The sequence below is a fragment of the Kitasatospora sp. NPDC058965 genome, from assembly GCF_042741245.1.
In the GTDB taxonomy this organism is placed as follows: Bacteria; Actinomycetota; Actinomycetes; order Streptomycetales; family Streptomycetaceae; genus Kitasatospora.
In genome coordinates, this window is the sequence record NZ_JBHYKG010000210.1 from 1 (window position 1) to 14,938 (window position 14,938).

Below are 14,938 nucleotides of genomic sequence, written 5' to 3' on the forward strand. Positions count from 1 at the left end.
AGGCGGGCCCGCCCCGTGCCGGTCGTGGCGTGACCGGCGGTCAGTTCCGGTTGCGCGGGGCCTTCACCACGGGGGCGACCGAGAACGGGACCGGCGAGGCCGGGGACCCGGCGGCCGGGTGGGTCCACGCGTCGTTGACGGTTGCCGCGTAGGCGTCGTTGTTCGTCAGCGGCTGGAGGCCCAGTGCGCGGTCGACGGTGCGCAGCAGGCCGTACTGGTCGGTGCGCTCGTCGCTGCTGTACCCGGCCTTCACCGTGCCCTTGGAGCCGAGCAGCAGGGTGGGCACCTGGTTGGGGTGGCCCGGGCCGAAGGACTTGCTCCGGCCCTCGTCGAAGGTGACGATCAGCAGGGACTTCTGCTGGGTCCAGGCGGGCGAGTCGAAGAGGGCGGGCAGGGTGTCCCGGAGCCAGCCGTCGCCGGCGGAGGTGCCGCAACCCTCCATGTCGTGGCACTCGTTGGCCTCGAACCAGGCGAAGTTCGGCGTGGTCGCGGTCGACTTCAGGTCGGAGAACATCCTGGTCAGCGGCTGCTCGTGCTGGGCGCAGTAGCCGGACGGCGAGGTGTCGTCGCGCATGCTGGTGAAGAAGTTGAACGGCAGTTGGTCGGCCCAGTAGTCCCCGTGCGAGGTCGTGTCGCAGTTGCCGTTGGCGCCCTCCGTGTAGGCCTTCCAGGTCTTGCCGGCCGCATCGACGGTGTTGCCGATGTGCGGGGCGTCGATCCGCGTGCTGCCGATGCTGTTGTCGTACAGGCCGTGCAGGGCGCCGGCCGCCAGCGCGACGTAGTTCGGGTCCGAGGGGTGGGTCGTGGCGTACGACTGCGTCAGCGAGGTGCCGGAGTCCAGCAGGCTGTTGAGGTACGGGGCCTCCGAGGTGTTGCCGATGATGTCGCCGTAGTCCTGGTTCTCCAGGTAGACCACGAAGACGTGGTCGAAGCCGGGCACCCTGGACACCGGAGCGGTCAGCTTCGGGGCCGGCAGATTGGCCCCGATGGTGAGGGAGAGGTCGTCGGCGTAGCCGTCGGTGGTGTTCCCGGAGGTCCAGGTGAAGTCCAGGTCCACCCGGATCGTCCGGGTGCCGGCGGGGACGTCCCCGGTGGCGGAGCGGTACAGCATCCCGCCCTTGTTGCCGCGGTCGCCGTTGGTGACGGGATCGATGACCGAGGAGCCGATCGGGTCGCCGTCGGCGTCGAGGAAGGTGGCGGTCATGCCGACGCGGTCGTTCTGGTTCCAGTAGCCGCCGAGCCAGCCGGAGAGCTTGAACGGCACGCCGCCGCGGTCGACGGCGGTGTGCGCCGCCGACACGTCGACGGTCTGGGAGAGCCCGGAGTCCCCCGTACCACCGCCGGCGAAGAACTGCCGGCCCGAGTCGGGGGAGCGCGGTGACGACGCGTCCGGATAGTCCGGCGCGCCGTAGCAGACCGCGTTCGGCTCGCCCGAGGTGATCGTCCAGCCGGGGACGGTCATGCCGTCCTTGCCGTACGTCGAGCACTCCGCGACGTCCTCGGCCCCGGGGTCCTGCAGCAGGTTCGCGCTGGTGACCGGCGGTTTCGGTATCGGCAGCTTCGTGCCGATGGTGAGGGACAGGTCGTCGGCGTAGCCGTCGGTGGTCTTTCCGGAGGTCCAGGTGAAGTCCAGGTCCACCCGGATCGTCCGGGTACCCGCGGGGACGTCGCCGGTCGTCTCGCGGTAGAGCATGCCGCCCCGGTTGCCGCGGTCGTCGTTGGTGACGGGGTCGATGACGGCGGAGTCGAGCGGTTCGCCGTCGGCGTCGAGGAAGGTGGCGGTCATGCCGACGCGGTCGTTCTGGTTCCAGTAGCCGCCGAGCCAGCCGGAGAGGCTGAACGGCACGCTGCCCCGGTCGACGGCGGTGTGTGCCGCCGACACGTCGACGGTCTGGGACAGCGCGGAGTCCCCGGCGCCGCCGCCGGCGAAGAACTGGTTGCCGCGGTTGGGCGAGCCCGGGGACGACACGTCGGGGTAGTCGTTCGCGCCGTAGCAGACGACGTCGGGAGCGCCGGACTCGATCGTCCAGCCGTTGACGGCCATCGTGTCGGTGCCGTTGTTCGTGCAGTGGTCGGTGTCCTCGGCGCCCGCGTTCTTCAGCAGGTTGCCGCTGGTGGCCGCGGTGGTGGCGGCGTGCGCGACGGGCATCGCGACCTGGGAGGTCGCGAGGAGCAGCGCGGTGGCGGGCAGTGCGGCCGCCCGCGCGAGGGCGCGGGAGGAGGGGAGCGGGAGGGTGGGGCGTCGCATCGTGGATGTCTTCCGCTTGGGGTCGGCAGGGAAAGGGCGTCGGGAGCGGTGGATCGGTGGGTGCGGGCGGGTGCCGAGGGGCCGGTCGGGTGCGGCGGTCGGCACGGAGCCGGGTCGTGCAGCGCCTTCCGGGGAGCGGTCGGCCGCCGCGGAGCGATCCGGGGGAGGGCCACCGCGCGACGCGGCGGACCGGGGGAGGTGCAGGCTCCCGAGGCGTCCGGCACGGAGGTGGCGTGCCCGCGACGGCTCCGAAGGTGCCGTACCCGACGGCGCCGGGACAATCAGGGCCGGCCGGAATACGTACCCGTAGTCGGCGCCGTGGACCGGACACGTACTCCGGGGGCTTGACGGAGCGTCACCTCCCCGGCACTGGGGCGGGGGCGCCCGCCGGAGACCCGGTGACCGTGAGGTACCGGTCGGCGGGGCATGATCCGCCGTCAGGTGCTGGTACGGAGTCGTCGGCGGCGCGCCGGCGACTGACGGCGGCCGACTGCCAGGGCGTGCTCCGCCCGGCCCGCTCAAGATCGGTAGCATCGACAGCAGGGTCCGGTGACGGGCCCCGGAGCCGTCCGGCGAGCGCGCCGGGCCGGTCCCGCACGACGGTCCAGGAGGCTGACGCTCGTGGTGAAGGTCCTCGGCCCCGGTTCCCCCGCGACGGGCGGCGACCTCCCGTTCGTGGGGCGGCAGCACGAGCTCGGGGTGCTGCTGGCCGCGGTCCGGCAGCCGCCGGCGGTCGTCCTGGTCGAGGGCGAGGCCGGGATCGGCAAGTCCCGGCTGGTGCACGAGGCGGCGCTGGTGCTCGCCGCGGAGGGCGGCCGGGTGCTCACCGGCTCGTGCCACCCGCTGCGCGAGCCGTTCCCGTTCAGCCCGGTGGTGGACGCGCTGCACAAGGCCGGCGACTGGCTGCCCACGGCGGGGGTCCCGCCGACCGCGGGAGCCCTGGCCCCCCTGCTCCCGGACCTGGCCGACCGCCTGCCGCCCGCCCCCGAACCGGCCGGGGACCCGCACGTCGAGCGGCACCGGCTGGTCCAGGCCGTGCGGTCCTTCCTCGCCTCGATCGGTCCGGTCGTCCTGGTGGTGGAGGACCTGCACTGGGTCGACGAGGCCACCCGGGACCTGCTCCTGCTGCTGGCCCGGGACCTCCCGGACCGGCTCGCCCTGGTCCTCACCTACCGGGCCGAGGACCTGGGCCCCGGGGTCCCGCCGCTCGGCGCGGCGTACCGCCACCCGCCGGGGGTCGGCGGCGCAACCGTCCGCCTGGACGCCCTCGGCGAGGACGACATCCAGGAGCTGGCGACCGCCACCCTCGGCCACCACGCGACCCGGGCGCTGGGCCGGGCCCTCCACCAGCGCAGCGAGGGGCTCCCGCTGGTGGCGGTGGAGGACCTGATCACCCTGCGCGACCAGGGCCGGCAGCGCGGCTACGACGGCGCGGCGGAGCGGCTGCACCGCGCGGACGCGCCCTACGGGCTGCGCGAGGCCGTCACCGAGCGGCTGGTCGAGCTGTCGCCGGCCGGTGCGGCCGTCGTGGACGCGGCCGCCGTGCTCGCCGTGCCCGCCACCGAGCCGCTGCTCACCGAGGTCGCCGGGCTCGACCCGGCGGAGGGTGCCCGGGGCATCACCGAGGCGCTGGCGGCCTCGGTCCTGCGCGAGACCGACTCCGGCCAGTACGCCTTCCGCCACGTGCTGGCCCAGCAGGTCGCCTACCAGCACGTACCGGGACCGGGGCGCCGACGGCTGCACCGGACCGCGATCGAGACGCTCCAGGCCCGCAGGCCGGTCCCGTTGGTCCAGATCGCCCACCACACCCGTGCCCTCGGCGACCGCGCGGCGTGGCTGAGCCGGGCGGAGGAGGCCGCCGACCAGGCGATCGCCGTGGGCGACACCGGCACGGCCGCCACGCTGCTGCGGCAGATCCTCGAAGAACCCCGGCTCGACCAGGAGTTGAGATCCCGCGCCGCGCTCGCCCTGGCCCGCATCGCGTCCTTCGGTGCGGACTACACCGCCAACGCCGCGCTGCTGCGCCACATCGTGTCCGACCCGCAGCTGTCCGACGCCACCCGCGGCGAGGCCCGCCTCGGCCTGGGCCTGCTGATGATCACGCAGGCCGGCGACCGCGCGGGCTTCGAGGAGGTCGAGCGGGCCGCCACCGAACTGGCGAGCCGCCCGGAGCGGGCGGCCCGGGCGATGGTCGCGCTCGCGATGAACGAGTGGGACGGCGCCGTCGAGCGCGCCGGGGAGTGGATGGACCGGGCCGAGGCCGCCGTGGCCGACTCCCGCAACGACGGCATCCGGGCGGCGGTGCAGGCATCGCGGATCACCCTGATGGCGCGCGAGGGCGACCCCGCGCTCTGGTCCCTGGTGGACCGGCTGCCGCGCGACTCGCAGGACCAGGAGGTGGCCCGGCAGACCGCCCGTGCCGTGCACAACACCGGCACCTTCGCCACCGAGCTGGGCCACGACGCCCGCGCCCGCGAGTTGCTGTCCCGCAACCGGGAGCCCGCCGACCGTTCGGGCATCCCGTACCTGGGGGTGTACGGCCAGGCCACCCTGCTGACCCTGGACCTCCAGGGCGGCCGGTGGGACGGCCTGGAGGAGCGCATCGCCGCGCTCGCCGACGAGTACCCGGACATCGTGCTGCTCAGCATCGAACGGGCCCTGATCCTCGGCACGCTCGACGCCGCCCGCGGCCGGAACAGCCAGGCCGCCGACCACTTCGGGGCTGCGGCGGCCTACGGCGAGACGCACTCGGAGGTGAGTGTCGCGCTGCGGGCGGCCACCGGTCTGGTCACCCTGCGACTGGCCCAGGGCAGCCCGGAGGAGGCTGCCGACGCGGCGGAACCGGCGGTGGCGCTGCTGCGGGAGACCCGGGCCTGGCCGCGGTCGGCCGGACTGGTCCCGGCCGCGGTCGAGGCCGCCCTGGCCGTCGGCGACCGCAGCGGTGCCGAGCGGCTCGCGGACGACGCCGCGCACGGACTGCGCGGTCGGCAGGCGCCCGCCGCGGACGCGGAACTCCAGCTCGCCCGGGGCCTGTTGCTGTCCGAGTCTGCACCGGGCGAGGCGGCCGAGCGGTTCGCGGCGGCGCACCGGGCGTGGCAGCAGATCGGGCGCCCGTACGAGGAGGCCCGGGCGGCCGAGCGGATCGGCCGCATCGAGGCGCTGACCCGGCCCGACGAGGAGCCGCGCCACCTCGTCGCGGCACTGGACGCCTACACGCGGCTCGGTGCCGTTGCCGCTGCCGCGCGCTGCCGCCACCTGCTGGGCGGACTCGGCCTGGACCGGCCGGCCTCGCACGGCGCCCGCGGGTACCACGACCGGCTCTCCCCGCGCGAGCGGCAGGTCGCCGAGTTGGTGGCGCTGGGGACGACCAACCAGGACATCGCCGAGGCCCTCTTCCTGTCGCCCCGCACCGTCGAGCAGCACGTCGCGCGGGTGCTCCGCAAGCTCGGTACCACCCGGAAGGCGGTGGGGGAGGCGCTCCGCGAGCTGGGGGACGGCGCCTGAGCGGCCGGCGCCCGTCGGGTCGCCGCGTGCCGGCCCGCGTCGTGACGGGGTGTCACCCCGCCTGGGCGGCGACTCGACGGGCCGTCAGGCTGGTCCGCACGAGACCCAGGGCGAGTTGCAGCGCGAGGGTGCAGGCGGCGGCGATGCCGAAGGCGGCGGGACCGCCCAGCGGCTGGGCGAGGGCGGCGACCAGGAAGCAGAAGGCGGCGAAGCCCCAGAGACCGCGCAGGACCCCGCGCAGGGTGGCCGCCGCCACGGCGGCACCGCCCTGGGCGAGCGCGAAGGTGGCGACCACGCTGGTGCCGATGGGGAACGGGGCCAGGACGCCGGTCACGTCGGGGCCCAGCTGCGCGGCGGCGGTCGTCAGCGCGGTGACCAGCAGGGCGGTGGCCACCGCCCGGGCCGGCAGGTCCCACTTCGGTGGCGCCGGCGGTGCCACCGGCACCGGGTCGGTGCCGGTGCGGGCGAGCGCCTTCGCCCCGCAGGCGGTGGCGGCCAGCGAGAGCAGCAGCGCGACGACCGGTGGCCCGGTGCGGTCCGCGACCGCGGAGAGGGCGAAGTCGACGACCAGGCAGGCCGCCCAGGCGAGCAGCAGGGTGACCAGCCAGTGCCCGGTGCGCGGCACCCGGGCGAGCAGGGCGAAGACGACGGCGAACAGGGCCAGCGACACCAGACCGAGCAGCGAGGCGCCGGCCGCGCGGGAGGCGAAGTGCGGGCCGTGTTCGAGGCAGGTGATGCCGAGGATGGGTCCGGCCACGATCGGCAGGGCGACCAGGGTGCCCGCCAGCCCGGGCCCCCAGCGGCGACCGGCCAGCGAGGACGCGACCACCAGGGCGGGCGCGAGGAGCAGCTTCAAGATCAGTATCGACACTGGCGTCATCCTCGCAGACCCGGCCGCGGGCGCGGCCGCCGCCCTCCCGGGGAACCGGGCCCGAGGGCTGTTCCCTCCCGGCCGGAGGGCTCCGGCCCGCCCGGTCGTCCCGCTCAGTAGACGTCGCGGACGTAGCGCTTGTCGGCCGCCAACTGCCTGACGTACGCGGCCGCGTCGTCCTCGGGCAGCCCGCCGTGGGTGGCGACGGTCTCGCGCAGCGCGCGGTCGACGTCCTTGGCCATCCGGCCGGCGTCGCCGCAGACGTAGACGTGGGCGCCGTCCTGCAGCCAGCGCCACAGGCGGGGGCCGTGCTCGCGCATGCGGTCCTGGACGTAGACCTTGTTGCGCTGGTCGCGGGAGAAGGCGACGTCGAGGCGGTCCAGCAGGCCGGAAGCCTGGTGGGCCTGCAGTTCGTCCCGGTAGTAGAAGTCGGTGGCCTCGCGCTGCTCGCCGAAGAACAGCCAGTTGGGGCCGGTGTGGCCGCGGGCCCGGCGGTCTTCGAGGAAGCCGATGAACGGGGCGACGCCGGTGCCGGGCCCGACCATGATCATGGGTGCGGCGGGGTCGGCGGGCGGCTTGAAGTGGGGGGAGCGTTGGACGAACACCTGGACCGGGCCGTCGTCGGCGCAGTCCGCGAGGTAGCTGGAGCAGACGCCCTTGCGGTCGCGCCCGAGGTCGTTGCTGTAGCGGACGACGGACACGGTGAGCCGGACCTCGCTCGGGTGCGCGAGCGGGCTGGAGGAGATGGAGTAGAGGCGGGGCTGGAGGCGCTTGAGGACCCCGGCCCATTCGGCGGCGCCGGCCCGGACCGGGAAGGCGCCGATCACGTCGGCCGCCTGGCGGCCCCAACTCCACTTCGCCAGCTCGTCCTTGTTGTCGGAGCGGAGGAGTCGGCGCAGGTCGCGGTCGGCGGTGCGGTCGGCGACGAAGCGGAGCAGGTCCGGTGTGATCCGCGCGATGTCGAGCCGGGTGCGCAGGGCCTCGGCGAAGGGGAGGTCGCCGTCGCCGGGCAGCGCCACGGTCTCCCGCGGGTCGGCGCCGGTCAGGGCGAGCCATTCGGAGACGAGCTCGTGGCCGTTGGCCGGCCACACGCCGAGGGCATCGCCCGCCTCGTAGGCGAGTTCACCGCCGCGGGTGTCGAAGGCGAACTGCCGCACCTCCTTCTGCGAGCCGGGGAGGCTGAGGACACGGTTGCCGATCAGCAGGGTGGCGAACGGGGAGGCCTTCGAGTAGCCCGCGGGTATCGCCGCTCGGGTACCGGGGGCCGCGGGCGCTGTGGGGGAGGCGAGCACGGCCGGAGCGTGGGCGGGAGCGGGCCGCTGCTCGACGGGGGCGGCGAGGGCGGCGGTGACCTGGTCCAGCCATCGGCCGGCGGGACCGTCGTCGTCGGGTTCGCAGTCGGTGCGCGGGTGCAGGCGGGTGGCGCCGAGTTCGGCGAGGCGTTCGTCGAGCCGGCGGCCGTGGCCGCAGAAGTCGTCGTAGCTGGAGTCGCCGAAGGCCAGCACCGAGTAGCGCACGCCGTCCAGCCGGGGCGCGGTGTCGGCGGTCAGCGCCAGCCAGAAGTCGGCTCCGTTGTCGGGGGCTTCGCCGTCCCCGAAGGTACTGGTGACGACGAGCAGGTCGGTGTCGGCGGTGAGCTGCGCCGGGGTGGCGTCGGCCATCGGGACCAGGGCGGCGGCGTGGCCGGCCTCGGTGAGCCGGGCCGCTATGCCGGCGGCGTGGACCTCGGCGTTGCCGGTCTGCGAGGCCCACAGGACGAGCAACTGCCGGGCGGGCGCGGCTGCGGGGGCGCGGTCGGCGGGTGCGGCGGCCGGGCCCACGGGCAGCAGCGTGGCCGGCGGCGCGGGGGTGACGGTCCGGGAGAACATCCCCGCCAGCACGCCGTCGACCCACAGCGAGGTCGCCGGGGTGAACGGGGCCCCGACGGGCAGCAGCGGAACACCGCCCGGCGGCGCGAGGGTGACACCGGAGAGGTACCCGGCCAGGTACCGGCGCTCCGTCTCGTTGAGGGCGGGCGGTGCCAGGTCGGGGAGGCCGAGCAGGGCGGCCAGGGCGGGGACGGCGCCTTGGGCCGTGGGAGCGGCACCGGCCTGCGGCGGTACGGGCAGGGCCTGCGCCGGCCGGGGGCCGGGGGCGGCGGGGCGGGCGTCGGCCGGCACGGTGGCGCTCTCCTTCGGGGTCGGGGCGGGCACCGCCCGCAGCGCGACGGCGCAGACCTTGAGCTCCGGCTGGAAGGAGAGCGGGTCGACGGCGTCGTTGGTGACGGCGTTGATGGCGAGGTACTCGCCGAAGAGGTCGTTCCAGTGGAAGGGGGCGAAGCAGTTGCCGGGGCGGACGCGGTCGGTGACCACCGCGGGCAGGATGGCGCGGCCGCGCCGGGAGGCGATCTCGAGGTGGTCGCCGTCCGCCACCTCCAGCGCGGCGGCGTCCTGCGGGTGGAGTTCCACGAACGGCCCCGGGTTGAGCTTGTTGAGCTTGGCGACCTTGCCGGTCTTGGTGAGGGTGTGCCACTGGTGCTGGAGCCGACCGGTGTTGAGGACGAACGGGAAGTCGTCGTCGGGGAGCTCGGCGGCCGGCAGGTGCGGGCGGGCGAAGAACTGCGCCCGCCCGTTCGCGGTGGGGAAGACCAGCCGGGGCCGGGTGCCGTCCTCGTGCTCGACCAGGGTCTGGCTGATCCCGTCGTTGAGGTAGCGGATCGGGTTGCGGGCGCCCGCGCCGGGGGCGGCGGGCCACTGCACCGGGCCCTCGCGAAGCCGCTCGTACCCGGCGCCGCGCAGGTCCCAGCCGGTCTTGGGGTTCCAGGCCCGGCGCAGTTCGTCGAAGACCTCCTCGGCACAGGTGTAGCTGAAGGCCTCGGCGAAGCCCATCGCGCAGGCGACCCGGGCGATCAGCTGCCAGTCCGGGGTGGCCTGGCCGGGCGGGGTGAGCACACCGGGGACCAGGGTGAGGTTCCGCTCCGAGTTGATCATGACGCCGTCGGACTCGGCCCACAGGGTGCCGGGCAGCACCACGTCCGCGTAGGCGTTGGTCTCGGTCTCGGTGAAGACGTCCTGGGTGATGACGAGTTCCGCGGCCTCCAGACCCTGGATGACGGTCTTGCGGTTGGCGACGGAGGCGACCGGGTTGGTGCAGATGATCCAGCACGCCTTGATGTCGCCGGCGGCCAGCCGCTCGAACATCTCGACGGTGCCGCGGCCGACCTCGGTGCGCAGCGCGCCCTGCTCGATCCCCCACAGGTCTTCGACGAAGGCGCGGTCGGCGTCCACCAGCACCGAGCGCTGCCCGGGCAGGCCGGGCCCCATGTAGCCCATCTCGCGCCCGCCCATCGCGTTGGGCTGGCCGGTCAGCGAGAGCGGGCCCGAGCCGGGACGGCAGATCGCTCCGGTGGCCAGGTGCAGGTTGACCAGGGCGTTGGTGTTCCAGGTGCCGTGGGTGGACTGGTTGAGGCCCATCGTCCAGCAGCTCATCCACTCCCCGGCCTCGCCGATCCACTGCGCGGCCAGGCGGATGTCCGCCTCCGGGAGGCCGGTGGTCTCGGCGACCACGGCCGGCGGGTAGTCCGCCAGGAAGCCGACCAGCTCCGACCAGCCGTCGGTGAACTCCGCGACGAACGCGGTGTCGACGTGGCCGTTCTCGACCAGCAGGTGGAGCAGCCCGTTCAGCAGGGCCAGGTCGGTGCCGGGCTTGATCTGCAGGAACAGGTCGGCCTTGTCCGCGGTGGAGTTGCGCCGCGGGTCGACGACGATCAGCTTCGCCCCGGCGCTCTTGACGCGGTCCATCATCCGCAGGAAGAGGATCGGGTGGCAGTCGGCCATGTTCGCGCCGATCACGAAGAAGGCGTCCGCCCGGTCGAAGTCCTCGTACGAGCCGGGCGGGCCGTCCGCCCCCAGCGACAGCTTGTAGCCCGAACCGGCGGAGGCCATGCACAGCCGGGAGTTGGACTCGATCTGGTGGGTGCGCACGAAGCCCTTGGCGAGCTTGTTGGCCAGGTACTGCGCCTCGATCGACATCTGGCCGGACACGTAGAAGGAGAGCGCGTCGGGTCCGTGCTCGTCCAGGATCGCCCGCAGCCGCCCGGCGACCGCCGCCACCGCCGCGTCGACGTCGACCGGCGTCGCGGGTTCGTCGCGTGCGGTGCGGACGAGGGCGGTCTCCAACCGGCCGGGGGCCGCCAGCAGGTCCGCGTGGGTGGCGCCCTTGGTGCACAGCCGCCCGCCGTTCGCGGGGTGGGCCTTGTCGCCGGACACCTTCCTGACGGTCCGGCGGCCGTCGGGGCCGGTTGCGAGGTCCAGGACGATTCCGCAGCCGACCCCGCAGTAGGAGCAGACCGTCCGTGCGCTGTCGGCCGTCGGGCCCGGCACCGCCATCGAAAGCCTCCCCTGGATCGGATCCGCGCCCCGCACGTGCTGGCACGGCTGGACGGGCGGTGGGGCGTTCCCACGGCCCTCACCGTAGGAGGGCCGGATTTCCCGTGCGTCACACCCCGGGTGCACGGAGCGTTAACCCGGCCTCACACCCGTCCCGCCCGGGTGTGAGCGACCCGGCCGACGGAACGCGCCGCGGAGCCCGGGTCAGACGATGGTCTACCCCGGTGCAGACTGGAACAATGATCCGAAGTCGGCCGATCGGCTCACCCGGAGGATCGATGCCAGGCGTGCGCAGGCCCAGCCCGAGCCCCGACCGTCGCGCGGGATTCTCCTTCGTGGGCCGGGCCCCGGAGCTGCGCGCCCTGCTGGACGCGTTGCGGACCGGGCCCGCCGTGGTCTTCGTGGAGGGCGAGGCCGGGATCGGGAAGTCGCGGCTGGTGCAGGAGGCCGTCGACCGGGTCGCCGCCCAGGGCGTGCCCGTGCTGCGCGGCTGGTGCCATCCGCTGCGCGAGCCGCTGCCGTTCGGGCCCGCGATCGACGCGCTGCGCGGCGTCGGCCCGTTCCTGTCGCCGGACGTCCGGCTCGGCCCCGGGACCGGCGTGCTCGCGCCCTACCTGCCCGAGCTCGCCGACCGGCTCCCCGACGTCGCCCCGGGCGGCGGCACCCACCACCAGCTGCTGTTCCGCGCCATCCACGAGGTGCTGCGCGCGGTCGGCCCGGCCGTCCTGGTGGTGGAGGACCTCCACTGGGTCGACGACGCCACCCGTGACCTGCTGCTCCTGCTCTCCCGCAATCCGCCCGAGGGCCTGCGGCTGGTGGCCACCTACCGGGGGAACGACCTGCCGGGCGGCGGGAACGTCCTCGGGTCGCCGTACCGCCGTCCGGTGGGCGTCGGCGGTGTCGAGCTCGCGCTGCCTCTGCTCGGCGAGGCACCCATCCGGGACCTGGCGGTGTCCGCCCTCGGTCCGGCGGCGACCGGGCCGCTCTGCCGGGAGCTGTTCGAACGCAGCGGCGGCCTCCCGCTGGCCGCCGAGGAGGACCTCCTGGCGCTGGCCGACCGGCTCGCGCGGACCGGCGGGGCCGAGCTGCCGCTCGCGCTGGCGGACGCGAAGGCGCCGCGGGCCCTGCAGGAGGCGGTGAACAGCCGGGTCGCGCCGCTCGGCCCGGCCGCGGTCTCCGTGGTCCAGGCAGCCGCCGTGCTCGCGGTACCGGCCGGCGAGGAACTGCTGGCCGAGGTGGCCGCCCTGACGGAGGAGCAGGCCGAGGAGGCGCTGAACGAGGCGCTCGCGGCCGATCTGCTGGTCGAGCGCTTCCCCGGCCGGTACGGCTTCCGCCACGTGCTGGCGCGCCGGGCGGTCTACGACCGGATACCGGGGCCGCGCCGCCGCCGACTGCACACCCGGGCCGTGGCCGTGCTGTCGGCCCGGCCGGCGCCGCCGCTGGTGCAGATCGCCCACCACACCCGCTGCCTGGGCGACACCGCCGCCTGGCTGGGCCGGGCGCTGGCCGCTGCCGACGGCGCCGCCGCCGTCGGTGACGACGGTGTCGCCGCCGAACTGCTCGGCCAACTCCTCGCCGAACCCACGCTGGCGCCCGACGACCGGGCCCGCTCGGCCCTCGCCCTCAGCACGATCGCGGTGTACCGCGCCGACCCCGCCGCCACCGAGGCGATCCTGCGCGCGATCGTCGCCGACCCGGCCCTGCCGGTGTCCGTGCGCGGCGAGATCCGGTTCAACCTCGCCCGGGCCGTCGGTGCGGTGGACCCCCGACGGGACACCCGGAAGGAGCTGGAACTGGCCGTCGCCGAACTGGCGGAGCGGCCGGGCCACGCGGCCGCCGCGATGGCGTCGCTGGCCGTGGGCGCCACCCTGAACGCGCACGGCGGCACCGCGGCCGAGAACCTGGACCTGATGGAGCGGGCCGGCCGCCTGGCCGCCCGCAGTGACGACCCGGTCGCCCGGGCCGACGTGCTCGCCAACCGGATCGCCCTGCTGGCGTTCGTCGGCGACCCGCGCACGACGGACCTCCTCGCCCGACTGCCGCGGGACAGCACCGACCGCCGGGTGCTGCGCCACTGTGCCCGCGCCCTGTTCAGCGTGGCGGACCTCGGGTTCTTCCTCGGCTGGGACGTGGTGGCCGCCGGCTGGCTCGACGCGGCGGAGGACCTGGCCCGGCGGACCGACTACCAACTGCTCTACGACTTCTGCCGCCTGACCAGGATCCAGATCGAGCTGGCGACCGGGACCTGGGACGGCCTGGACCAGCGGATCGACGCCGTGCTGCAGGGCACCACGGACGGCACGGTGCGGTTCGGCCTGGCGACCGCGAGCGCCGTGCTCGACACGGCGCGGGGACGCTGGGCGGCCGCCCGCGGTCGGCTGGCGAGTCTGACCACCGACCTGGACGACAACCCGGACCTCGACGTGGTGCCCGCCGCCGTCGCGGCGCTCGCCCGGTTGGACCTGCTCGAAGGCCGCCCGCTCCAGGCGTGGCAGCGCACGCTGCCGGTGACGTCCGCGATGCGCCGCAAGGGGCTGTGGGGACGCCTGATGGACGTGGTGCCGACCGCGGTCGAGGCAGCCCTGGCCTGCGACCTGGCCGGGCCGGCGCGCGAGCTGGCCGAGGACGCCGCCCGCGGTGTCCAAGGCCTCGACGTGCCCCGCGCGACCGCCGGACTGCACTGGATCCGCGGGCTGCTCGCCGCAGCCGCCGACCCCGGGACCGCCCTCGCCGAACTCGACCGCGCCCGCGTCCTGTACACGGCGACCGGCTGTGCGCACACCACGGCCCGCGTGATCGAGCACGCCGGCCGGACCGGACTCGCGCACCCCGCAGCTGCGCCCGACGCGGCCGCCGCCGACCTGCAGACCGCCTTCGACATCTTCACCCGCCTCGGCGCCACCAGCGATGCGGCGCGCTGCGAACAGGCACTGCGCAGCAGCGGCCGCCACCCGGCGGCCTGGCGCCGGCGCGCCCCCGGTGCCGAACTCTCCCGTCGCGAACAGGAGGTGGCCACGCTGCTCGCCGACGGCGCCGGCAACCAGGACATCGCCCGGGCGCTGGCGATCTCCCCGCGCACCGCCGAGCACCACGTCGCCAACACCCTGCGCAAGCTCGGCACCACGCGGGACCGGGTCCGCGAGTTCCTGTCCCAGGAACAGAACTGACGGTGCGTCACAGGCGTGCGATGTGCCCATGCCGATGCCGGTGGCGTCCAGGTGGACGCCACCGGCGGTGTCGGCGAGCCGGCCGACCCTCAGCGGCCGTCGCCAGTCCGTCGGTCCGGACCCGGTCCGGCCGCAGCTCCCTTGCCGCGGCCGTCTGAGTGACCTGATCCGTTCCGGCGGAGGACAGGGGTGGATCCGCCGGGCTGCTGCCCGGCCGTCAGCCGGGCAGGCCGACCGCCCGTTCGCCGCTGCGCCGCTGCTGGATGACGACGGCGACGACCAGCAGGGAGCCCTGGGCGACGTTCTGCCAGAACGAGTTGATGCCCTGGACGGTGAGGCCGTTCTCCAGTGCGCCGAGCAGGGCGACGGCGAGCAGGGTGCCGCCGATGCCGCCCTTGCCGCCCTTGAGCGCGCAGCCGCCGAGGGCGGCGGCGGTGATCGCCTTGAGTTCCAGGCCCTCGCTGCCGGAGACGGGCTGGCCGGAGCCGGTGCGGGCGGTGAGCAGGATGCCGGCGACCGCGGCGACGATGCCGATCAGGCCGTAGACCGACAGCAGGTACTTGTTGATGTTGATGCCGGCCAGGCGGGCGGCGGTGTCGTTGCCGCCGATCGCGTAGATGTTGCGGCCGATGTCGGTGTACTTGAGCATCACGTGCACGGCCAGGGCGACGACGATCAGGATCCAGACCATCACCGGCAGGCCGGCGATCTTGCCGCGGCTGAGGAAGATGAAGATGCTGTCGTTGAGGACGTAGCCCTGGGCGGCGCCGTTGGAGATCAG

General features: G+C 74.9%; 6 protein-coding genes. 2 read left to right on the top strand and 4 right to left on the bottom strand.

Annotation, left to right across the window (positions count from 1 at the left end):
* Window positions 1-40: 40 nt before the first annotated feature.
* Window positions 41-2,248, bottom strand: a complete 2,208-nt coding sequence (locus ACFW1A_RS27960; RefSeq protein ID WP_380413324.1) for an alkaline phosphatase family protein — start codon at window positions 2,246-2,248, stop codon at window positions 41-43.
* A 621-nt stretch (window positions 2,249-2,869) separates the two neighbouring features.
* On the opposite strand from ACFW1A_RS27960, the gene ACFW1A_RS27965 reads away from it, so the two are divergent.
* The gene (locus ACFW1A_RS27965; RefSeq protein WP_380413329.1) at window positions 2,870-5,752 is read left to right on the top strand and encodes an ATP-binding protein; all 2,883 of its coding nucleotides are present in this window, start codon (window positions 2,870-2,872) and stop codon (window positions 5,750-5,752) included.
* A 52-nt stretch (window positions 5,753-5,804) separates the two neighbouring features.
* Here the strand turns inward: ACFW1A_RS27965 and ACFW1A_RS27970 are convergent, their stop codons facing one another.
* Both ACFW1A_RS27970 and ACFW1A_RS27975 read right to left on the bottom strand, forming a co-directional pair.
* Window positions 5,805-6,623, bottom strand: coding sequence for a hypothetical protein (locus tag ACFW1A_RS27970; protein WP_380413332.1), 819 nt, complete (start codon window positions 6,621-6,623; stop codon window positions 5,805-5,807).
* A 113-nt stretch (window positions 6,624-6,736) separates the two neighbouring features.
* Complete coding sequence (locus tag ACFW1A_RS27975; protein WP_380413334.1) at window positions 6,737-10,990, bottom strand: molybdopterin-dependent oxidoreductase; 4,254 nt, start codon at window positions 10,988-10,990, stop codon at window positions 6,737-6,739.
* Window positions 10,991-11,277: 287 nt separating this feature from the next.
* Between ACFW1A_RS27975 and ACFW1A_RS27980 the strand changes: the two genes are divergently transcribed.
* The gene (locus ACFW1A_RS27980) at window positions 11,278-14,157 is read left to right on the top strand and encodes an ATP-binding protein (protein ID WP_380413337.1); all 2,880 of its coding nucleotides are present in this window, start codon (window positions 11,278-11,280) and stop codon (window positions 14,155-14,157) included.
* Window positions 14,158-14,374: 217 nt separating this feature from the next.
* Here the strand turns inward: ACFW1A_RS27980 and ACFW1A_RS27985 are convergent.
* Window positions 14,375-14,938 (bottom strand): ABC transporter permease (locus tag ACFW1A_RS27985; RefSeq protein ID WP_380413339.1); only part of this gene is annotated, 564 nt, incomplete at its 5' end.

Coding starts and splice junctions, on each gene's coding strand:
- ACFW1A_RS27960 (WP_380413324.1), bottom strand. CDS start 2,248: ATGCGACGCCCCACCCTCCCGCTCCCCTCCTCCCGCGCCCTCGCGCGG.
- ACFW1A_RS27975 (WP_380413334.1), bottom strand. CDS start 10,990: ATGGCGGTGCCGGGCCCGACGGCCGACAGCGCACGGACGGTCTGCTCC.